Annotated in this window: 14 protein-coding genes and 1 pseudogene; 5 read left to right on the top strand and 10 right to left on the bottom strand. The window is 71.2% G+C overall.

Annotation, left to right across the window (positions count from 1 at the left end):
• Positions 1-8 precede the first annotated feature (8 nt).
• Positions 9-590, bottom strand: a pseudogene (locus tag OIE74_RS23550) (HNH endonuclease family protein); the annotation flags it as partial.
• The gene (gene mfd / locus OIE74_RS23545; protein WP_329386809.1) at positions 587-4,138 is read right to left on the bottom strand and encodes a transcription-repair coupling factor; all 3,552 of its coding nucleotides are present in this window, start codon (positions 4,136-4,138) and stop codon (positions 587-589) included. The gene mfd and the pseudogene OIE74_RS23550, both read right to left, overlap by 4 nt.
• A gap of 256 nt (positions 4,139-4,394) precedes the next feature.
• On the opposite strand from mfd, the gene OIE74_RS23540 reads away from it, so the two are divergent.
• From OIE74_RS23540 to OIE74_RS23525, 4 genes are all read left to right on the top strand, one after another.
• Positions 4,395-4,664: a hypothetical protein gene (locus tag OIE74_RS23540; protein WP_329386807.1), complete on the top strand. Its 270-nt coding sequence runs from the start codon at positions 4,395-4,397 to the stop codon at positions 4,662-4,664.
• A complete protein-coding gene (locus OIE74_RS23535) occupies positions 4,657-5,280 on the top strand; it encodes a DUF6879 family protein (protein WP_329386805.1) in 624 nt (207 codons plus the stop codon). Before OIE74_RS23540 ends, OIE74_RS23535 begins: the two co-directional genes overlap by 8 nt.
• A 183-nt stretch (positions 5,281-5,463) precedes the next feature.
• Positions 5,464-7,752, top strand: coding sequence for an ATP-binding protein (locus OIE74_RS23530; protein WP_329386804.1), 2,289 nt, complete (start codon positions 5,464-5,466; stop codon positions 7,750-7,752).
• A 327-nt stretch (positions 7,753-8,079) separates the two neighbouring features.
• Positions 8,080-9,060, top strand: a complete 981-nt coding sequence (locus tag OIE74_RS23525) for a helix-turn-helix transcriptional regulator (protein ID WP_384197204.1) — start codon at positions 8,080-8,082, stop codon at positions 9,058-9,060.
• Positions 9,061-9,078: 18 nt separating this feature from the next.
• Here OIE74_RS23525 and OIE74_RS23520 read toward each other — a convergent pair whose 3' ends face one another.
• Both OIE74_RS23520 and OIE74_RS23515 read right to left on the bottom strand, forming a co-directional pair.
• Positions 9,079-9,360 carry a hypothetical protein gene (locus tag OIE74_RS23520; RefSeq protein ID WP_329386800.1) on the bottom strand — a complete coding sequence of 94 codons (282 nt, stop codon included), beginning with the start codon at positions 9,358-9,360 and terminating at the stop codon, positions 9,079-9,081.
• A gap of 2 nt (positions 9,361-9,362) precedes the next feature.
• Positions 9,363-10,613: an amidohydrolase gene (locus OIE74_RS23515; protein ID WP_329386798.1), complete on the bottom strand. Its 1,251-nt coding sequence runs from the start codon at positions 10,611-10,613 to the stop codon at positions 9,363-9,365.
• 211 nt (positions 10,614-10,824) lie between these two features.
• Here OIE74_RS23515 and OIE74_RS23510 point away from each other — a divergent pair, with 211 nt between their 5' ends.
• On the top strand, positions 10,825-11,001 hold the full coding sequence (locus tag OIE74_RS23510) for a thiazolylpeptide-type bacteriocin (RefSeq protein WP_189109547.1): 177 nt from the start codon (positions 10,825-10,827) through the stop codon (positions 10,999-11,001).
• A 122-nt stretch (positions 11,002-11,123) separates the two neighbouring features.
• On the opposite strand, the gene OIE74_RS23505 is transcribed toward OIE74_RS23510, so the two are convergent.
• The 6 genes from OIE74_RS23505 to OIE74_RS23480 form a co-directional block, all read right to left on the bottom strand.
• Entirely contained in the window at positions 11,124-13,097 is a 1,974-nt protein-coding gene (locus OIE74_RS23505; RefSeq protein ID WP_329386793.1) for a TOMM precursor leader peptide-binding protein, read from the bottom strand.
• On the bottom strand, positions 13,094-13,849 hold the full coding sequence (locus OIE74_RS23500; RefSeq protein ID WP_329392404.1) for an ABC transporter permease: 756 nt from the start codon (positions 13,847-13,849) through the stop codon (positions 13,094-13,096). The genes OIE74_RS23505 and OIE74_RS23500 overlap by 4 nt, the downstream gene beginning before the upstream one ends.
• A 107-nt stretch (positions 13,850-13,956) precedes the next feature.
• The gene (locus OIE74_RS23495; protein WP_329386792.1) at positions 13,957-14,880 is read right to left on the bottom strand and encodes an ABC transporter ATP-binding protein; all 924 of its coding nucleotides are present in this window, start codon (positions 14,878-14,880) and stop codon (positions 13,957-13,959) included.
• A 34-nt stretch (positions 14,881-14,914) separates the two neighbouring features.
• On the bottom strand, positions 14,915-16,063 hold the full coding sequence (locus tag OIE74_RS23490; RefSeq protein ID WP_329386790.1) for a M50 family metallopeptidase: 1,149 nt from the start codon (positions 16,061-16,063) through the stop codon (positions 14,915-14,917).
• Positions 16,060-17,118, bottom strand: coding sequence for a lantibiotic dehydratase C-terminal domain-containing protein (locus OIE74_RS23485; protein WP_329386788.1), 1,059 nt, complete (start codon positions 17,116-17,118; stop codon positions 16,060-16,062). Before OIE74_RS23485 ends, OIE74_RS23490 begins: the two co-directional genes overlap by 4 nt.
• Positions 17,115-19,865: a lantibiotic dehydratase gene (locus OIE74_RS23480; RefSeq protein WP_329386786.1), complete on the bottom strand. Its 2,751-nt coding sequence runs from the start codon at positions 19,863-19,865 to the stop codon at positions 17,115-17,117. The genes OIE74_RS23485 and OIE74_RS23480 overlap by 4 nt, the downstream gene beginning before the upstream one ends.
• Positions 19,866-19,876 lie beyond the last annotated feature (11 nt).

Here is a 19,876-nt window from a genome sequence, read left to right as displayed (position 1 = left end):
ACCGCCAACATAAGGTCGTTCGCCAGTTGCTCGCGCTTGGACTCGTTCCAGCGGGCCGCGCCCAGTTGCCAGCTGTAGGAGAGCGGCACCAGGTGGTCTATCTGGACGGCCGTCGCCCGCTGCTTCTTCCAGGCGATGTCCTTGCCGGTGTACGGGTCGTGCAGCGTCAGCGAGACGATCACGCAGTCGGAGCCGGACCGGAACTCGATCTCCTGGCCGTCGCGTTTCAGGAGGTCGTTACGGGTGTCGCAGCCGTTCCTCGCGAGCGGCACCCCGTCGGCCGTGTCCATCCACGCGTAGCCGAACTCGTCCCGGTCGTAACCGGTCCTGGGGCCGCGCCCCTTCACCGCCAGCCCGTCGATCAGCTTCCGGGCCGCCGCCAGGTCCGCGTCCCCGGTGAGGGGCGCGAGACCCGGCGCGGTGCCGTCGGTGTTCTTGAGCGGGCTCGTCGCCCGCCCGTCCGGGGTGCTGTCGTCGACATCGGCGGAGTCGAGGGCGTCGCACCCCGCGAGCAGCGAGGCCGTGAGTGCGACGAGGGCGGCGAGGGCGGCGACGAGGAGCGGTGGCGTGCGTTTTCTGGAGGTGGTCACGACCCCAGGATCGTCGCCAGGAACTCCCCCGTCCACGACAGCAGTTCGCGTCCGACCACCGGCTTGCCACCGATCTTGCCCGCCGTCGGGCGAGGCACCAGGATCTGATGGGCCGTCGGCTTGATCACCGTACGGGGATGGAGGCGCTTGAGCCGCAGCTCCTGCGACTCCCTCAACTCCACCGGTGCGAAGCGGATGTTGGGCCCCTGGAGGACGATCTCACCGACTCCGCACGCCCGCGCCAGCATCCGCAGCCCCGCCACCAGCAGCAGGTTCTCGACCGGTTCGGGGAGCTTGCCGTAACGGTCCGTCAGCTCCTCCCGTACGGCGGCGATGTCGGCCTCCGAGTTGGCCGAGGCGATCGCCCGGTACGCCTGGAGGCGCAGCCGCTCGCCGGGCGCGTAGTCGTGCGGGACGTGCGCGTCGACCGGCAGCTCGATCTTGACCTCCAGCGGCGGCTCCTCCTGCACCGTGCCGTCGACCGCCGCGCGGTAGTCCGCGACGGCCTCGCCCACCATGCGTACGTACAGGTCGAAGCCGACGCCCGCGATGTGCCCGGACTGCTCGCCGCCGAGCAGATTGCCCGCGCCGCGGATCTCCAGGTCCTTCATCGCGACATACATGCCGGCGCCCATCTCGGTGTGCTGGGCGATCGTCGCGAGGCGTTCGTGCGCGGTCTCGGTCAGCGGCTTCTCCGGCGGGTAGAGGAAGTACGCGTAGCCGCGCTCCCTGCCGCGTCCCACCCGGCCGCGCAGCTGGTGCAGTTGGGAGAGGCCGAAGTTGTCGCCGCGCTCCACCACCAGGGTGTTGGCGTTGGCGATGTCGATGCCGGACTCCACGATCGTGGTGGAGACGAGGACGTCGAACTTCTTCTCCCAGAAGTCCACCACGACCTGCTCCAGGGCCTGTTCGGACATCTGGCCGTGCGCGGTCGCGATCCGCGCCTCGGGGACGATCTGGCGCAGCCGGGCCGTGGCGCGGTCGATGGACTCGACGCGGTTGTGGATGTAGAAGACCTGGCCCTCGCGCAGCAGTTCACGCCGGATGGCCGCGCCGATCTGCTTCTCCTCGTACGGGCCGACGAAGGTCAGCACCGGGTGCCGCTCCTCGGGCGGGGTGGTGATGGTCGACATCTCGCGGATGCCGGTCACCGCCATCTCCAGGGTGCGCGGGATCGGCGTCGCGGACATGGTCAGCACGTCGACGTTGGCGCGGAGCTTCTTCAGCTGCTCCTTGTGCTCGACGCCGAAGCGCTGCTCCTCGTCCACAATGACCAGACCGAGATCCTTGAACTTCGTCTCGGAGGAGAAGAGGCGGTGCGTGCCGATGACGATGTCGACCGACCCCTCCCGCAGCCCTTCGAGGGTCGCCTTCGCCTCGGTGTCGCTCTGGAAGCGGGACAGGGCCTTCACGACCACGGGGAACTGCCCGTACCGCTCGGAGAAGGTGCCGAAGTGCTGCTGCACGAGCAGCGTGGTCGGGACGAGGACGGCGACCTGCTTGCCGTCCTGGACGGCCTTGAACGCGGCGCGTACGGCGATCTCCGTCTTGCCGTAGCCGACGTCGCCGCAGATCAGCCGGTCCATCGGGACCGTCTTCTCCATGTCCTCCTTGACCTCGGCGATGGTGGAGAGCTGGTCGGGCGTCTCCACGTACGGGAACGCGTCCTCCAGCTCCCGCTGCCAGGGCGTGTCCGAGCCGAAGGCGTGGCCGGGCGCCGCCATGCGCGCCGAGTAGAGCTTGATCAGGTCGGCGGCGATCTCCTTGACCGCCTTCTTGGCGCGCTGCTTGGTCTTCGTCCAGTCGGCGCCGCCGAGTCGGTGCAGGGTGGGGGCCTCGCCACCGACGTACTTGGTGACCTGTTCGAGCTGGTCGGTGGGGATGTAGAGGCGGTCGCCCGGCTGGCCGCGCTTGGCGGGGGCGTACTCGACGAGCAGATACTCGCGGGTCGCGCCCTGCACGGTGCGCTGCACCATCTCCACGTACCGGCCGACGCCGTGCTGCTCGTGGACGATGTAGTCGCCCGCCTCCAGGGTGAGCGGGTCGATCGTCTTGCGGCGCTTGGTCGGCATCCGTACGCCGTCCTTGCCCGCCGCCTTCTGGCCGGACAGGTCGGTCTCGGTGAGGACGGCGAGCCTGAGCGCCGGGTCCACGAAGCCGTAGTCGATCGAGCCGCACGCCACGTGCACGAGGGCCGGGGAGATCTCGGCGAGACCCTGGCCGCCGCGTGCCTCGGGGGTGTCGAGCCGGGCGGGGATGCCCTCGCCGCCCAGCACCTCGACGGTACGGGCGGCGGTGCCGTGGCCCTCGGTGACGTACACGGTGCGCCAGCCGTCGGCGAGCCAGCCCTTGGTGTCGGCGAGGGCGCGGGCGGTGTCGCCCCGGTACGTCTCCGGGGCGCGCATGCCGAGCTTGAGGGTGTCGTCGGACAGCTCGTCGTCGGCGGCGAACGGCGACACCGACCACCACATCATCCCCAGCTCACGGGCCCGGTCCCGGACGTCCGCGATGCCCCAGAGCGAGGCCGCGCCGACGTCGATGGGCGCCTCACCGCCGCCGGCTCCGGCCGCCCAGGACGCCTGGAGGAACTCCTGGCTGGTGGCCACGAGGTCGGCGGCCCGGGTGCGGACGCGCTCGGGGTCGCAGACCAACGCCATCGAGCCGGCGGGCAGGACGTCGAGCAGCAGCTCCATGTCGTCGACGAGGACCGGCGCCAGGGCCTCCATGCCCTCGACCGCGATGCCCTCCGAGATCCTGCCGAGCATGTCGGCCAGCTCGGGGTGCACCTCGGCGAGGGCGGCGGCGCGCTCCCGTACCCGCGGTGTGAGCAGCAGCTCACGGCAGGGCGGCGCCCACAGTCCGTGTTCGGCGACTTCGAGCGACCGCTGGTCGGCGACCTTGAAGTAGCGGATCTCCTCGATGTCGTCGCCCCAGAACTCCACCCGCAGGGGGTGCTCCTCGGTGGGCGGGAAGACATCCAGGATGCCGCCTCGTACGGCGAACTCGCCGCGCTTCTCGACCAGTTCGACGCGGGCGTACGCGGCGGCGGCCAGCGCCTGCGTCACCTCGTTCAGATCGGCGGTGCCGCCGCCGCTCAGCGAGACGGGCTCCAGGTCGCCGAGGCCCTTGACCTGCGGCTGGAGCACGGAGCGGATGGGCGCGACGACGACGCTGACCGGTCCGGCGCCGGGATCGTCCGCGCGGGGGTGCGCGAGCCGGCGCAGCACGGCGAGCCGGCGGCCGACTGTGTCGCTGCGGGGCGACAGGCGCTCGTGCGGCAGGGTCTCCCAGGACGGGAACTCCGCGACGGAGTCGGCGGGCAGCAGCGACCGCAGCGCGGCGGCGAGATCCTCGGCCTCCCGCCCGGTCGCGGTGACCGCGAGCACGGGCCGGCCCGCGTCGCGTGCGAGCGCGGCGACCGCGAAGGGGCGGGCCGCGGGCGGCCCGACCAGATCGACGTGCGAGCGGTGCCCGTCGGCGGCGGCGCCGACCGCTTCGGCGAGCGCCGGGTCTCGTACAACGGCGTCGAGCAGACCGTGCAGGCTCATGAAGGGGTTTCCGTCCGGATCCAGGGGTGAGGCGGGGCTTACGAACCGACGCGAGGTGCGTCACCGCAACGCGAAGGGCCCGACACGTCTCACGGGCCGGGGGCTCCCAGCGTACGACCCCGGAGAGGCGGCTGCCGCGCGGGAGGGGCTGCGAGCGTTGGCCGGAAGCCGCCACCGGGCGACGTTGCTCTACGTAGTCGGCCTCAGTAGAATCTGTGACAACAATCCGCCGAAATCTCTCGCCCGGAGGTAACGAGTGACTCGTTCCTGGGAAGCAGATCCGTCCGCGTTATTCGAGCGGCGCCTCGGCAAGACGGCGCAGGAGCTGGGAAATTCACAGGACAAAGAAGACTGCCCGGACATCTGGCAGCTCGACAACGGCGACATCGCGATTATCGGCCGAGATCTCACAGCAGATTATTCGGCGAATCTTCCTTCCGGAGTCTCCTTGGCAGCGGACGAACGTCTCGTCGTGATTCCCGGCAATATGCTCAGCGCCGCGAAAGAGGACATTCCGGATGCTTGACCTGACTGTGCCGACGCTCGCCCTTGAGTTGGGTGAGCGTCTCGTGAGCAAGGACTACAAGCGCGACTTCAGGGAGCGCGACACCGCGATCCACGACGGCGCCTCGTGGAAGCTGGAACGGCGGCAGTATTTCGAGGAGCAGAACTCGCGCAGCAGGGATGCGCTCACTCGCGGTGAGTGGGCGGAAGCGCTTCGGCTCCTTGCTGAAGCCCGGGACACGGTGCGGGCCAACGCGCTTGAGGACGAAAGCCGCCGACACGCGTTTCACCGGGTGCGCATTGTGGAGTATCCCATCACTTCGTATGTGCAGTGGGAACTTCATTCACTGGTCCAGCAGGACGAACTGGGTGCGAATCGTGTACGAATCGTCACTGCGGACCAGGTGGCCAACGCCGAGAAGAAACAACAACTACCGGAAATCGTGGTACTTGGCAGCCACACCCTTTACAACGTCATCTACAGCGACACCGGGGTCCCGATGGGCTCGATCCGCTTCACCGACGAGCAGCATGTCAGTTCCTGGGAGCGGTACATCCGCTCGCTCTACGAGATCGGCGAGGACATCGCCCCGTACTTCGCCCGCGAGATCGCACCCCTGCCCGCACCCGTCCCTTAACCGGAGCACATCATCAACGAGCACAGCGGTGCGTCGAGCGGTGCGTCGGACGTTCCCGACAGGTCGCGCAACGACCTGTCGGGAACGTCCCGCGATGTCGTCCAGGCCGGGAGCGTCACCGGCGGGGTCCACTTCCACCGGCACGACACGTCCCGTAGGGAGGGTACGAGTCACGACGGACCGGTGCCGCGCCAGTTACCGGGGGACGTCCATCGCTTCATCAACCGCACCGCCGAACTGGGCCAGCTGAACGCCGTCCTGCCCGGCGAGGACGGCGACGGCGCCCCCGTCGTGGTCTCGGTCTGCGTCGTCGCGGGCACCGCCGGTTCGGGCAAGACCTCGCTCGTACTGCACTGGGCGCACCAGGTCCGTGAGCGTTTCCCCGACGGGCAGCTGTACGTCAACCTGCGCGGGTACGACCCCGCGCAACCACTGAGCGCCCAGGAAGCCCTCCGCGGATTCCTCTCCGCCCTTGGGGTGCGGGCGGACAGCGTGCCCCAAGAACCCGACGCCGCCGTCGCGCTCTACCGCTCCCTGCTCGCCGACCGGACCATGCTGATCGTCCTGGACAACGCGGCCACCGCCGCGCAGGTCCGCCCACTGCTGCCCGGCGGTACCAACTGTCTGACGCTGGTGACCAGCCGCAGCAGACTCTCCGGACTCGCCATACGGGACGGCGCGCACCGGTTGACACTCGGCACGCTCCCCGAGCCGGAGGCAGTCGCCCTGCTCCGCGCGGTGACCGCCGGCTACCGGCCGGAGGACGACCTGCGTGAACTCTCCGAGCTCGCCAAGCTCTGCGCCGAACTCCCGCTTGCCCTGCGCATCGCCGGGGAACGCGCCGCGAGCAACCCACATCTGCGGCTGGCCGACCTGATCGCCGAACTGCGCGACGAATCCGTCCTCTGGGACGCCCTCAGCATCGGTGACGACGACGAGGCCGAGGCCGTCCGCACCGTGTTCGCCTGGTCCTATCGTGCCCTCTCCGAACCGGGCGCGACACTCTTCCGGCAGCTCGGCGTTCATCCCGGGCCGGAGTTCGGCCTGCCCGCCGCAGCCGCGCTCGCCGGGCTGCCCGCCGTACAGACCCGCCAGCTGCTCGACTCCCTCGTCGGCGCGCACCTCCTGGAACAGACAGGGCCGGACCGCTACCAGTTCCACGACTTGCTGCGCGCGTACGCGGCCGGGCTCACCCGGAATGACGAGCCCCAGGAGGAGGGGCGGACGGCTCTCCACCGGGTGCTGAGCTGGTACCTGTGCACTGCGGAGGCGGCACGGACCAGGCTCGCGCCCACGGAGGAGCCCGTATCGCTCCCGGAGTTGCCCGAGGCCGTACAGCCGCTGAGTTTCGCGGACTACGACGCGGCGATGGACTGGGCGGAGCGCGAGCACACCAACCTGCTCAGGGCGGTCTCCGCTGCTGCCGGGGAACACGACGTACTGGCGTGGAAGTTGGCGTTGGTCCTGTGGTACGTCCAGCCGGCGTCCGCGTCCATGACGGACTGGCTGACCGTGGGCGACACCGGACTGGCCGCGGCCCGCCGGGTGAACGACTCCGTCGCCGAGGCAGAACTCCTCAGCTGCCACGGCATGGCCTACCACCGGATCAACGCCTGGGACGAGAGCCTGGACCGCCATCAGCGGGCGCTGGCGATCCGTCGCGCCAACGGGGACGGGGCCGGCGAGGCGGACTCGCTGAATCTGATCGGTCTCATCCATCTGCGTCGCCGCCAACTCGGGCCTGCGGCCTCGCATTTCGATCAGGCCGCGACGCTCTGGCAGGCCGCGGGCTCCGAACGCTGGGCCGCCTCCGCTCTGTCGAACCTGGCGACCACGCACTACAACGCGGGGCGCCTGGAAGAGGCTTCTGTCTGTACCGAGGAGGCTCTCGCCGCCCATCGCGCACTCGGAAACGCGGGCAGTGTCGGCAACGCACTGCGCGTACTCAGCTGTTTACAGCGGGAACGAGGTGAGCTGGACGCGGCTCTTGACTCGGCCGAAGAGGCCATGGACATTGCTCTGTCCCTGCGTGACCACATCTACGAGGCCTACTGGCTGCTCACACTCGGAGATGCCCAACTGGCCCTGACCCGTCACGCGGACGCCCTCGCCTCCTACCAACGCGCGGCCGACCTGCACCGGCGTCTCGGCAACCGCAGCCGCGAAGCGATGTCCTGGCAGGGCGCCGGTGAGGCGTACCGCGCGCTCGACAGGCCTGACGAGGCAGCCCACTTCCACCGCCGGGCGGCCGCCGTCCACCACGACCTCGGCGACTCCTGGCACGAGGCGCTGGCCCTGGAGGCGCTGGCTTCGGCACTGGACGGGCTCGGTCCGCACCGGTCCGAGGCGCTGCGGCTCATCGCCCCGTACGACGACAGCCGGGCGGTGGCCATGCGGCGGCGTCTCACGGAAGGGCGTACCCAGGAAGCCACGACGGACGAACCGGTTCGCTTTCATCGATTGTCCGAATAAGAACCCCGACAGGTGATATTCCAGTCATCGGAAGCCCACCCTCCGCCGGCTCAGGCGGGTTACCGCCGTTTACTCCATGTACTACGCGGATTCCATCGGGGAGACTGCCGAAGACCGGACACGGGGGGAGATCCGCGTGCGCCCGCGAGCCATTTCGCAATCCGGCGCGCCGGGCGGGCGGCGGCGGGTGTTTACGTCATGACTGGTTCACCCACATCTGGCGTGCAGTTCCCCGGAAGATCAGTTACAGAGTCATGGGTTTGCCTTTACTCTCTCCTCGGCGTGGACCGATCGACTAGCGGAGGCCAAGTCTTGGGCGACAACGAGATGTCCGTCTTCGGTGTCACTCCGACCGAGGAAGAGATCTACCGCCATTTTCTCCGTAACCCGGACACCTCGGCGGACGACATCCATCTGCTGGTGCACACCGAACAGGACGACGCCCGAGCAAGCCTCGACCGGCTGCGGGAGTTGGGGCTGCTCCACCCCGACAGCGACCACCACCGGGTCTCGCCCGCCGACCCCGGCGTGGCGCTCGCGCGGCTGACCGACGCCCGGCTCAACGCGCTCCACGAGGAGTTGCGCCTGGTGATGCAGGCGCGCGACCTCGTGGACGGTCTCCGTGCCGAGCAGGGGTCGCGGCTGCCCCCGGTGCAGGGCATCGAGCAGTTGGAGGGCCTGACCGAGATCCGGAACCGGATCGACGACCTCGCCTTCTTCGCGCGCGACGAGATCCTGTCCGTGGAGCCGTACACGAAGCTCTCGCCGGAGAACATCGAACGGTCCCGCCCGCTGGATCTGCGATGTCTTCGGCGCGGGGTGCGCATCCGCAATGTCGTGCACACCGCCGCGCTGGACGACCTGCCCACCCATGAGTACCTGCGCGAGCTGGTCAAACGCGGGGCGCACATCCGGGTGGCGGAGAACATCACCGAGCGGATCCTGGTGTACGACGGCCGTACGGCCCTGGTCCCGGTCGATCCGCAGAACACCGCGCGCGGGGCGCTGCTGGCCCACAAGAGCGGGCTCGTCGCCAACATCATCGCCCTGTTCGAGAAGATCTGGGCGCAGGCGGACGATCTGCTGGCCGTCAAGGAGGAGACCGCCGACGCGGTGGGCGGGCTCAGTGAGATCGAGCAGCAGGTGCTGATCTCGATGTGCACGGTGGGCAAGGACGAGGCCGGCGCCCGGGACTTGGGGATCTCGGTCCGTACGTACCGAAGACACGTGGCGGACCTGCTCCAGGCCCTCGGTGCCGCGAGCCGCGCGCAGGGCGCGCTGCTGGCCCGCGAACGGGGCTGGATCTGACGAGCCGTCAGGACCGGGTCAGCGCTGTTCCGCCCAGCCCCACAGCGCCGTGTCCGCCAGGACCTCCCGGACCCTGCGGCGGATGTCGGTGTCGCTCGTCCCGCGCTCCCGCTCGATCCACAGCCGCACCCGGTCGCCCGCGACCTCGGGGACACATCTCCAGTGCGCGGGCAGCAGACCGACCAGGCGGATCGCCGTCGTCTCGGCGGACGGGGCCGTACTGTCCTCGCGGACCGTCACCACCTCCACGTACCGGGGGACGTCCTCGATGTCCGTGAACCCGTGCCACTGGGCCGTCATCGTCAACGTGTCTCCTTGAACAGCTGCCTGGCGGCGGTCGCCATGGCCGCGATACCGGCCGGCAGGGCGGTCCGTACGTCGGGGGCGAACTCCGCCGAGTGGTTGGGCGGTACCGGCCGGCCGCCCGTGCGTGCGGCGCGCCACTGGCTCGGGGACGCCGTACCGACCATCCAGTATGCCGTCCGTACGCCGTCGACGGCGAAGCGGGGGAAGTCCTCGGTGGCCATCGAGCCCGGCCAGTCGGCCACCCGGTGCGGGCCGAACTCCCGCTCGTGGGCCGCCCGTACGCTCGCGGTGACCGCCGGATCGGCCAGCAGCGCGGACGAGCGGGAGACGAGCGTGATGTCGGGGTCTTTGGGGCAGCCGGATGCCGCGCTCTCGGCCCGTACGATCCGTATCCCCGCCGCCAGGGCCCGCTCCAGGGCCTGGTCGGTGGCCGCGCGGACGGTGATGCTCAGCTCCGCGTCGTCGGGGACCACGTTGCCGCGGCTGCCCGCGCGCAGGGAGCCGACGGTCAGGACGACCTGGTCGGACGGCGCCGTCTCGCGGGAGACGACCGTCTGGAGGCGCATGACGGTCGCGGCGGCGGTCACGACGGGATCGACGGTCAGCTGCGGGGTGCCCGCGTGGCCGCCGTAGCCGCGCACGACGACCTCCAGCGCGGCGCTCGCCGCCATCATCGGGCCCCGGCCGTGCGCGAGGATCCCGGCCGGCAGGGGCGCCGCGTGCTGGGCGAGAACCACGCCGGGGACGCCGAACCGTTCGTAGAGACCGTCGGCGAGCATCGCCTCCGCCCCTTCGAGGGTCTCCTCGGCGGGCTGGCCGACGACCAGGACGGTGCCGTTCCAGGTCTCCGGCTCCCGGGCGAGCAGGGCCAACGCGCCCGCCGCCGAGGCGAGATGGAGGTCGTGGCCGCAGGCGTGCATGGTGCCGGGGACGGTGCTCGCGTACGCCAGGCCGGTGCGTTCCCCGACGGGCAGGGCGTCCAGCTCGGCGCGGAGCATGAGGGTGGGGCCGGCGCCGTTGCGCAGGACACCGACGACGCCGTGGCCGCCGACGCCCCGGGTGACGGTGGCGCCGTCACCCGCCAGCCGGGCGGCGAAGCGCTCGGCGGTCTCCGACTCGGCGCCGGACAGCTCGGGGTGGGCGTGGAGTTCGAGATAGAGCCCGAGGGCGCTGCGCAGGATGTCGCGCGGTACGCCGGCGGGGTGTGCGGGTGCTGGGGGCGTGGACTCGTCCAGGGCGTCGGTCATACGCCGTTCACCTCCTTGCTTGAGCTTTTCTTGAGGTCCGAGCGTGCGGCAGGCCATGCGCAGCGGAACGCACATTCCACTGACACCAGGTGTCAGCGGTGTGACAGCGAAAGCCGGGCCGAACTGACAGCGGGCGCCGGTGGAATGAGGACATCGCAAGGGAGCGCCGCCGGAGAAGCCGGTGAAGCCCCGGTGACCGAAGGAGAACCCCATGGCCCCGAAGACCGGTCTCGCCACCCTCGCCGACGAGATCCTGGAGCTGGAGTCGGAGACCTTCGAGATCTCGGACTACTCGGACGCGGTCGAGGTCGTCCTCGCCGGCTCCACGTCGTCCTCCTCGACGTCGACCTGCTCCAGCACCACCAGCACCACCTCCTGCTCCGCCTGATCCGGCTTCGCAGCGAGCGACCGGCCCCTCCTCCCGTACCGGGCGAGGGGCCGGTCGTCGTTGTGCGCGCCGGATCGTCCGGGGACCTGTCCGGGACATCTCCCGGCAGGCCCCCCGGAGGCTTACGGGAACGGATGCGGGACCGCCTTGATCTCCGGCTCCGGCAGATCGTCCCCGCGCCGCCCGGCCGCCCGCAGCGCGGTCCGCAGTCTCGGCATCAGCAGGGCGCGCTGCCGGGTCCAGCCGAAGTCCAGCGGCAGCAGACCGGGCACGGTCGTGCTCACGGTGTGCAGCCCCATCCGCCGCTGCTCCGGCGTCGTCTGGTCGACGGCGATCACGTCGTACCCGGCGCCCGCCAACTCGTCGCGCAGCAGCCGCAGATCGTCCAGCAGATCGCCGGTGCGCGGGCGGACCGGGGCCCAGTCGGCGTACGTCTCCGCCAGCGGGCGCACGGCCGTCGGCTCCAGGTACTCGCGCGCGTGGTGCGTCATCTCCGGCAGGCCGTACAGCTGCGCGTGGTCCTTGAGGTGCAGGACCTTGCGGTAGTCACCGGCCATCTCGCGCAGCTCGCCTTCGCGTTCGGCGACCTGGTAGGGCAAGTGGGGGATGTAGGTGAGGACTTCGGAGAGGGCCGCGTCGACGGTGCCCTCCGGGTCGAAGCCGGCGGCGGCGCTGAAGGAGAGCGTGCCGAGACCGCCGTCGCGCCGGACAGCGAGGGCGGTGACGACGGGTACGGCGAGGTCCATCCGGGTGTCGAAGGCGTGCACGTCGTAGCCGTGCAGCGCGGCCCGGTCGAGCATGGTGCGGATCGCGCCGCCCCGGCACGAGCCGAGGTCGATCTCGGTGAGCCGGGCGCGGCCGTACCAGGCGAGCAGGAACGCGTCGCGTTCGATCAGCTCCAGCAGCCCGAAGAGGATCGCCTCCTCCAGACTGCCGCCGGTGGCACAGCCGTTGGAGCACTCGAAGACGAAGTTGTCGGCGTCGACGCCCGCGCTGTAGTGCGCCAGCCGTGCCGGGACGAGGATCGGGCGCTCGTCGCGCAGCGAGTGGCCCCACACCCAGGGGATCGGCCGGTCCGGGTCGAACGGGCTGACCAGATGGTCCTTCTCGTATGTCGCGTCCGCGTAGAAGCCGCAGTCCGCCGGGTTCAGCGCGTCGTGGGCGAGGTTGTTGTACGAGTCGACGACCGGGCTCGTACCGCGGCGCCGGTGGGTGCCCGCGTACCGCTCAAGTCCCTCCAGGAAGGCCAATCTCCGGCTGGTGGAGTAGCTGTTGGCCTGCCCGCTCCAGGTGACGTCGTTGAGGCCGGCGTAACCGCGGACGAAGTGCGTGCCGGCGACGGGCGCCGTCGTCGTGGAGGCGGGGTTGATCCAGGTGTCCGAACCGAGCGCCCCGCAGACGGGGTTGGCGAGCGCGGCGGTCGGCAGCCGGTACGCGCCGAGGGGGCGCAGCCGGTAGTCGGCGGGGTCCGGCTTGGGCCGGGCCGTCAGACGCATGCGCGCGGCGTTCGCGGTGTCGGGGCGCTCGGGGACGCAGGAGGGGCAGAGCGGCTCGGGCAGCAGCGGGAACGTCGCGGTGGCGAGGGTGCCGAGGTCGACGCGGGTGACCTGGGGCAGCTCGCGGTCGGCGGCGGCGGTGGCGGGCGGGGTGAACTCCCCCGTACGGACGGCGAGATACGCCGCCCAGACCGCGTCCACGGCGTAGTCCGTGAGCAGCGGCCAGTCGGCGGCGCCGCGCGGTTCGTGGCCCAGCTCCAGCGCCTCCCGCTCGGAGCGGCTGCGCAGCCGCTGCCAGCGCATGGCGAGGCACTGGCCGCAGGCGGGCCCGGTGTCGCCACCCCAGGGCCCGACGAGGGCGGCGCGGGAGGTGAGCTGGACGTTGGCCGCCGGGCGCACGGCTGCGTACGGGTCGGGGTGCCCGAAGCCGAGGACGTCGGCGCCGCCGAGGGGCACCACGAGCGGCGCGGGCAGCTCCGCCGTGCGCGGGCCGGCGGCCTCGTACCGTACGGTCAGGGCCTGTTGGAGGCGGGCACGGGCGCGCTCCAGGGGGCTGCCGTCGGCAACCCCCGGCGCACCTGTGGCGGTCGCTGTCGTCATGACTGGTCGCTCCAGCGGAAGGTCTTCAGCGCGATCGCGCCGAAGACGACGGCGAAGGCGGTGACGCCGCCGCAGGCCACCAGGATGTCTCCCCCGCCGCCGTCACCGGTGATCGCGGCGGAGATGCCGTCGTTGAAGTAGCGCAGCGGCAGCACCAGGGACACGTTCTGCATCCAGCCCGGCATGGCGTCGAGCGGGAAGAACGAGCCGGACAGGAACGCCATCGGCACCATCAGGCAGTTGGCGACGGCGGCGACCGCCTCCGGAGTCCTCGCGAACGAGCCGACGATCACGCCGACCGCGAGGAACGCGGTGATGCCGAGGAACAGCACCGGCAGCGCCAGCGGCCAGCTCCCGGCCGGTTCGAGACCGAAGAACGGCAGCATCGCGACGAGGACGAACATCGCGGCCTGCACGGTGCCGATGGCCAGCGCCAGCACGTAGCGGGAGCCGAGGATGGTGGGCAGCGGCGTCGGCGTCATCCGGATCAGCCGCAGGATGTCGTCGCGGCGCCACTGCATGATGACGAACCCGACGCCGAAGACGGCGGCGTTGGCGACACCCCACGACAGCACGCCGGGCGCGATGTAGTTGATGTACGGGCGACCGCTCTCCTCGACGGTCATGCCGTGGAAGATCAGGCCGAAGACGACGAGGAAGAGGAGGGGGAAGGCGAAGGTGAAGAACAGGGTGGTCTTGTCGCGCGTGTACGCCTTGTAACCCGCCTGGCTCAGCGCGGAGTAGGCGCTCATGGCGCGTGTGCGTGCCGCCGGTGTCGTGGGCTGGGTGCCCGATGCGCTCGTGGTGCTCATGGTCGTTGCTCCGTCTCTCGGTTCTCGGCTCGCGCGTCGGACATGCCCTAGGACTGCGGGCTGCCGGTCAGTTCGAGGTACACGTCCTCCAGGCTCGCGGTGCGCGTCTGGACGCCGTGCAGTCCGGCGAGCGCGTCGACCGCGGAGAGCACCGGGCCCGAGTCCTCGGTCTCCAGCACGATCAGGTCGCCGTCCTCGGTGGCCCGCAGCACTCCGGGGATGGCCCGCGCGTCGGTGAGCGAGAGCCGGTCGGCGGGGACGAGCAGACGGGTGACCGAGCTGCTGGCGGCGACGAGCTTGCCCGGTGTGTCCAGCGCCACGATCCGGCCGTCGATGACGATCGCGACGCGGTCGCAGAGCGCCTCGGCCTCGTCCAGGTGGTGCGTGGTGTAGACGATGGTCCGGCCGGCGCCCTTGAGCGCGCGCAGCACCTGCCACAGCGCGCGGCGGGCCTGCGGGTCGAGTGCGGCCGTCGGCTCGTCGAGGAAGATCAGTTCGGGGTCGTGGACGAGCGCGGACGCGATGGCCAGGCGCTGGCGCTGGCCGCCGGAGAGGTCGTCGACGCGCACGTCGCGCTGGTCGGTGAGGCCGACGGCGGCCAGGGAGCGCCCGGCCGCCTCCCGGTCGGCCCGGTAGAGCGCGGCGACCGTCTCCAGGTGCTCGCGCGCCGTGAGCCGTACGAAGAAGGCGGACGACTGGGTCTGTACGCCGAGCCGGGGCAGCAGCTCCGGGTCGCGCGGCCAGGGGTGCCGGCCGAGGACGGTGACCGTGCCCGAGTCGGGGCGGCGCAACCCTTCCATGATCTCGACCAGGGTCGTCTTGCCCGCGCCGTTGGGCCCGAGCAGACCGAAGAACTCGCCGCGCGGCACGGTCAGCGAGATGCCGTCGACCGCGCGCTTCTCCCCGTACCGCTTGTGGATCGTGTCGAGGACGACGGCGGGTCCTTCGGTGCCGGTGGGTGTGGGGGTCATGCGGGTCTCCTTGGAAGCGGGACGGTGTGCCGGGCTACGCGGCGAAGAGACGGACGATCAGGGCGGCGACCGCCGCGAGGATCAGGGCGAGTACGAGCGACGAGCCGACGGTGTAGGCGAGATAGGCGGTACGGGCCCGGCGCGGGTACGCCTTCGCCGCCGGATCGCGCCGCACGGCCAGCCGTACGTACTCCTTGCTGGACGCGGCGAGTCCGGTCGCGCCGCACAGCTGCGCGGCGATCTTGTAGCCGTCGAGCGGCGGGAACGGTACGAGCATGGCCAGCGCCTGCGCACTGCCGAGGAGCAGCAGCCCGGCCAGCGCCTCGCCGGTCGCGTCGTCCACCGGCGCGAACAGCCACACCGCGCAGAACGGCAGCAGGACGGCCAGATTCATCACCGCGCCCGCGACGGCCGTCGCGATCCGGTGCCAACGGGTCCGCAGATACTGGTAGTTGTCGACCGTGCAGTACATGATCACGACGGGCAGGCGCCAGCGCAGTCCGATCTCGGCCACCTGCCCGCCGTAGCGTCTCGCCACCACCCCGTGGGCCAGTTCGTGCAGCGCCGTGCTGAACCAGAGCAGCGCGGCGGCGCCGGCGAGCAGGACCGGGTTGGTGAAGAGCGCCACCGCCCCGTCGACGAGCTCGCCGAGCCGCGCGACGGCGACCACTTCCATGGCGGTGATCAGGAGCAGCAGCGGGACCATGAAGGGCGCGGCGAGCAGGAAGCCGACGGCGCGGTGGAGCCGTTCGGCCGTCGCGTCGGCGTCGGCGACGAGGGGGAGCGTGCCGCGCAGCAGGGTGCGCCGGGGCTTCGGCGGCGGTTCATCGGCGGTGTCGGCGGTCTCGGTCCGCGCGCTCGCGGGGCCGCCCGCCAGCAGTCCCCGGACCCCCAGGATGCCCAGCAGCTGCTGCCAGTTGGCGTCGCCCAGGCGCTTGCCGTACTCCGCCGCGTACTCGGCGCCCAGCTCGTCCAGACCCCGCGTGCCGTCCATGCGCGCGATCAGGAAGTGTTCCTTGACCCCGACCTCGTACGACTTGCCGCTCCGGGGGTTCTTCACCAGATGCACGGTCCGCGCGCCGAGCAGGAACGCGTCGCTGACCAGCACGCCGGGGCGCAGGGACGGCCGGTAGCGGTCCGTCGGGCGACCGTCCTTCGCGCGGCGGTCCGTGGGCGCGGTCACGGGGCGGCCACCGCCTCCCGCAGTGTCCGGCCCAGCACGTGCGAGAGATAGGCCTCGTCGCGGATGGTGACATGCAGCCGGTTGTTCGTCATATGCATGTACGGGGAGAGCAGCAGCGGCAGCGCGACCGCCGGGTCACTCACGCGCTCGTCCCGCTCCCCGTCCCAGGACCGGAAGACCAGCTCGCCGGCCAGCGTCAACTCCCGTGCGCGCCGGTTCAGTTCGGCGCAGTGCTCGGCCCAGCCCGCGAGGAAGGCGGGCAGCCTGCCGGGCTCACCCGCGCCGACGGCCGACCTGATGCGGGCGAACCGGTCGGTGAGGCCGGGGGCCATCGCCGCGTAGTTCTTGTCGTACTCGACGGTGCCGATGAAGCCGGTGCCGGGGAACGCGGTGTGCCAGAACTCGTAGTAGCTCTCCAGGTATTCGGTCAGCTCCCGGTCGTCGGGCAGGAAGGTCCCGGCCATCACCATCATCAGCTGCGCGGACGTGCCGAGCAGCACGGTCCGCAGGTGCAGGTTCTTCGTCCGCAGGGCCTCGATGACGAGATCGCTGGAGTGCCTGAAGTGCCACTCGGCGAGCTCGATCCCGGCGGGGCCGCCGTACTTGCCGTACTCCGGCTCGTACGGCTCGGCGCTGCGCGAGTTGTTGGGGCGCAGATTCATCCGGCCCTGGTCGTCCATGTAGTGGCCGCGCTCGCTGCCGGGGAACTCGATCTCGAAGAGCGTGTTGTAGAAGTCGTTGAGGAAGCCGGAGTCGACCTCGTACAGCGCGGGCCGCTCGGCCAGGAAGGCGTCGACGGCCTGCTCGGTGCGGGTGCGCACGGTGGCGGCGACAGCCTCGGAGATGGGCTTGATCCGCAGCCGTACGTGCGGGCCTTCGAGCCAGTAGTTCATGAAGAAGTAGGTGTCGATCAGGCCTTCGGCCTCCAGCTCGGCGACGAGCGGGCGCACGCACTGGAGCAGGAAGGGCCGGGGGTTGGCGGCGTAGAAGACGTGCGTGGCCTGCCAGTCGCCGGGGACGGGTGCGGTGCCGGGAACGGGTGCGGTGCCGGTCATGAGGCATCCCTCCGTGCGGATACGAGTTCTCTGCGAAGGGGAGGCGCGCCGGCCAGCGTTTCCACGGCCAGTTCGGCGACATGACGGCCCCGGCCGGAGACGGCGTGCAGGCCGTCCTCGTCCGGCAGCATCTCGCGGAAGACGACGCGCGCCCCGGCCGTCTTGAGCAGCGCCTCGAACGCGGCGAGCGAGAGGGCGCTGTCGAAGTCCAGATACTGCGGCTTCGCGCCCGTCGCGCCGCGGGCCCCGCTGTCCGAGACGGTCACGAAGACCCGGTCGGGCAGCCCGGTCGCCCGGCGGAAGCGGTGCCAGCCGAGGAACCATTCGTCGTCGGAGACCCCCGGCGCGTGCAGCGGAAGCTCCGCGGCGGGCGCGCTCCAGCTGCGCCTGCTCAGGACGACGCTGCCGTGGCGCACGCGCGGCCTGCGGCTGACACCTCCCACGGGCTCGCCCTCCGGGACCCCGCCCCACACGTTCAGCGGGGCCATCGAGGTCGGCGAGAGGAGCAGCAGGGTGCGGGGCAGTTCGGGCAGGGCGAGCGGGACGAGATAGCCGAGGTAGACGGGGACGACCTCGCGGCCGAGCCGGGTCGAGCGCAGCACCAGCCGGTCGGCGGTCTCGTCGTGCTCGATGAACAGGTCGTGCAGGTCGATGCGGTACTCCTCCGGCAGCGTGCCGGTCTCGCCGGGGCAGACGATCTCGTACTCGGTCAGCCGCCCGTGCAGATTGAGATTGCTGGTGACCGGACCGCCGGTGACCTCGGCGAACACCGCGCCCGGCGGCCGCACTTGGGCCGCGCCGGCCAGCAGGGCGGTGTCGAGCCCGTCGAAGCACTGGGTGAAGCGGCTGAACGGGAAGGACAGTCCGCCGTAGGAGCGGTTGAGAACGACCAGTGGGTCGTGCGGGCGGTCGGCGAGCTGGATGTGGTGGCTCATGGGGGCGAACTTCGGTACGGCCGGGGCGAGTTCGGCGGCCACATCGGCGAGGAAACCGGTGTCGAGGTCGATCTCGTCGCTGTCGCCCTCCGAGGCCCAGAGGGCGCGCATCCGCTCGGCGAACAGCTGCCGCGCGGTGTCGATGGCCTTGAGCTGCGGCAGCCCGAGCCAGTTCACCTCGGGCACGTACCGCCCGTCCGCGTCGAAGGTGGTCCGGCTCCCGGTGAACGTCATGTACTGGTCGAAGAAGTCCTCGTGGAAGTCGTGCACCAGCTTGAGGAGATCGCCGCAGCGCCCGCCCTGTCCGTATCGCGCGAGGAAGAAGCCCTTGAACGTGACACGCTGAGGCAGCGTCAGGTCGAAGGCGGGGAGCACGCCTTCCACCCTGCTGAGCGGCCCCGCCGTCAGCTCGCGCCACGCGCCGAGGCCCATCGCCGTCTCGCGTCCGGCCGCAGCGTCCTCGTACAGCAGGGTCTGCGGCACGCGCGCCTTCCCGGCGCCGAGCCCGGACTGGATGTCCTGGAGCGTGGCCCTGAGCGCGGCGAGCACCTGGCGGCGCTCGGCCGGCCCGGCGCCGGCGAACCGGTCGGTCAGCGCCACGGCCTCGTCGAGCCGCCCGGCCAGCTCCGTGGCCCACGGCCGGCCGAGCTCGCGCAGGGAGCGCTGGAAGGCGCGCAGCGGGTCGGTGTCGTGAACCGCCGTACGCAGCGCGGGTACTTGCACCATGCCCAGGTCCAGCAGCGCGGCGAGATACCGCTCGGCCTCGTCGGCCCCGGCGCCCGCGTCGTCCGCCAGCCAGGCCGCCAACTCGCCGTAGCGCAGGGCCGGACGCTCCTCGAAGAAGTCGAGCAGCCGCTCCAGCGTGCCGCTGCGGCGCAGGAAGAACAGCCGGTCCTTCACCGCGTCGAAGGTGACGGCCGTGTCGTCGTCGCCGGTGGTGACCCAGCGGCGTACGTAACGCACCCGGTCGTGGTCCCTGCCCCAGCCGGACGCGGGGGCGACGGGCAGATCCGCGCGGCGTACGGGATCGGCGATCACACACTCGGCGAGCCGGCCCAGCGCGACGACGTTGAGCCGCGCGTGCCCGGTCCACTCATCGGCGACGCGCACCTCGAAGCCGCCGTCCCCGGCCGGCCCGTCCTCGAACTCACCGAGGGCGACGCCGGTGAACGTCGAGAAGGGGCTGGTCTTGCAGACGGTGCGGTAGAGGTACGACAGCAGGGAGCGCTCAATCTTCCTGCGGCGCTTGTCGGGCTTGCCCTCTCCCTGCGTGACGAAGGCGTCGATCTGCGCGTCGAGCGTCGGCGAGGCCAGCAGCAGCCCCTTGCGCAGGCGGTCCTCGCCCGCGAGGTCGCGGAGCGCGGCGCGCGCCTCGGCGCTCTCGCCCGTGAACAACGCCGCGCCGGTGGCCCGCAGTGCGGCCAGCTCCCGGCGGTCGAGCAGCCAGCGCGACAGGGCCTCGCCCGTCGGCGTATCGCGCCCGGCCACCAACTCCAGTGCTCCGTCCGGCTTTTGGGGGAGCCGGTTGTTGAACACCTCACGGCGCAGCTTCAGCAGCGCGCGGCGGTCGGCGGCCTCACCGGGCCCGGCGTCCGCGCCGTCGCCGGTGCGGCCGACGAGGTCGTGCAGCAGATCGCCGACGCGCTCCCCCGCCGCCCGCAGCCGCTCCTCCTCGGCGAGCACGGTGTCCGCCCAACGGCGGCTCGCCGGGCAGCGCAGGGCGCGCACGGTGTCGATCGGCAGCCCGGCGACGCGCAGCATGAACGCGCGTCTCGGGTCCTGGTCGTGCGTCTGGTACACCTGGTCAGGCATCCCTGTCCCCC

Origin of the sequence: Streptomyces sp. NBC_01716 (assembly GCF_036248275.1) — a bacterium.
GTDB lineage: Bacteria > Actinomycetota > Actinomycetes > Streptomycetales > Streptomycetaceae > Streptomyces.
Note: the sequence above shows the minus strand (reverse complement) of the source record. Positions and strands in the feature narration are given on the sequence as shown.

Coding starts and splice junctions, on each gene's coding strand:
- OIE74_RS23520 (WP_329386800.1), bottom strand. CDS start 9,360: ATGACGGCCCAGTGGCACGGGTTCACGGACATCGAGGACGTCCCCCGG.
- OIE74_RS23500 (WP_329392404.1), bottom strand. CDS start 13,849: ATGAGCGCCTACTCCGCGCTGAGCCAGGCGGGTTACAAGGCGTACACG.
- OIE74_RS23485 (WP_329386788.1), bottom strand. CDS start 17,118: ATGACCGGCACCGCACCCGTTCCCGGCACCGCACCCGTCCCCGGCGAC.
- OIE74_RS23480 (WP_329386786.1), bottom strand. CDS start 19,865: ATGCCTGACCAGGTGTACCAGACGCACGACCAGGACCCGAGACGCGCG.
- OIE74_RS23505 (WP_329386793.1), bottom strand. CDS start 13,097: ATGACGACAGCGACCGCCACAGGTGCGCCGGGGGTTGCCGACGGCAGC.
- OIE74_RS23535 (WP_329386805.1), top strand. CDS start 4,657: ATGCTTGACCTGACTGTGCCGACGCTCGCCCTTGAGTTGGGTGAGCGT.
- mfd (WP_329386809.1), bottom strand. CDS start 4,138: ATGAGCCTGCACGGTCTGCTCGACGCCGTTGTACGAGACCCGGCGCTC.
- OIE74_RS23495 (WP_329386792.1), bottom strand. CDS start 14,880: ATGACCCCCACACCCACCGGCACCGAAGGACCCGCCGTCGTCCTCGAC.
- OIE74_RS23515 (WP_329386798.1), bottom strand. CDS start 10,613: ATGACCGACGCCCTGGACGAGTCCACGCCCCCAGCACCCGCACACCCC.
- OIE74_RS23525 (WP_384197204.1), top strand. CDS start 8,080: ATGTCCGTCTTCGGTGTCACTCCGACCGAGGAAGAGATCTACCGCCAT.
- OIE74_RS23510 (WP_189109547.1), top strand. CDS start 10,825: ATGGCCCCGAAGACCGGTCTCGCCACCCTCGCCGACGAGATCCTGGAG.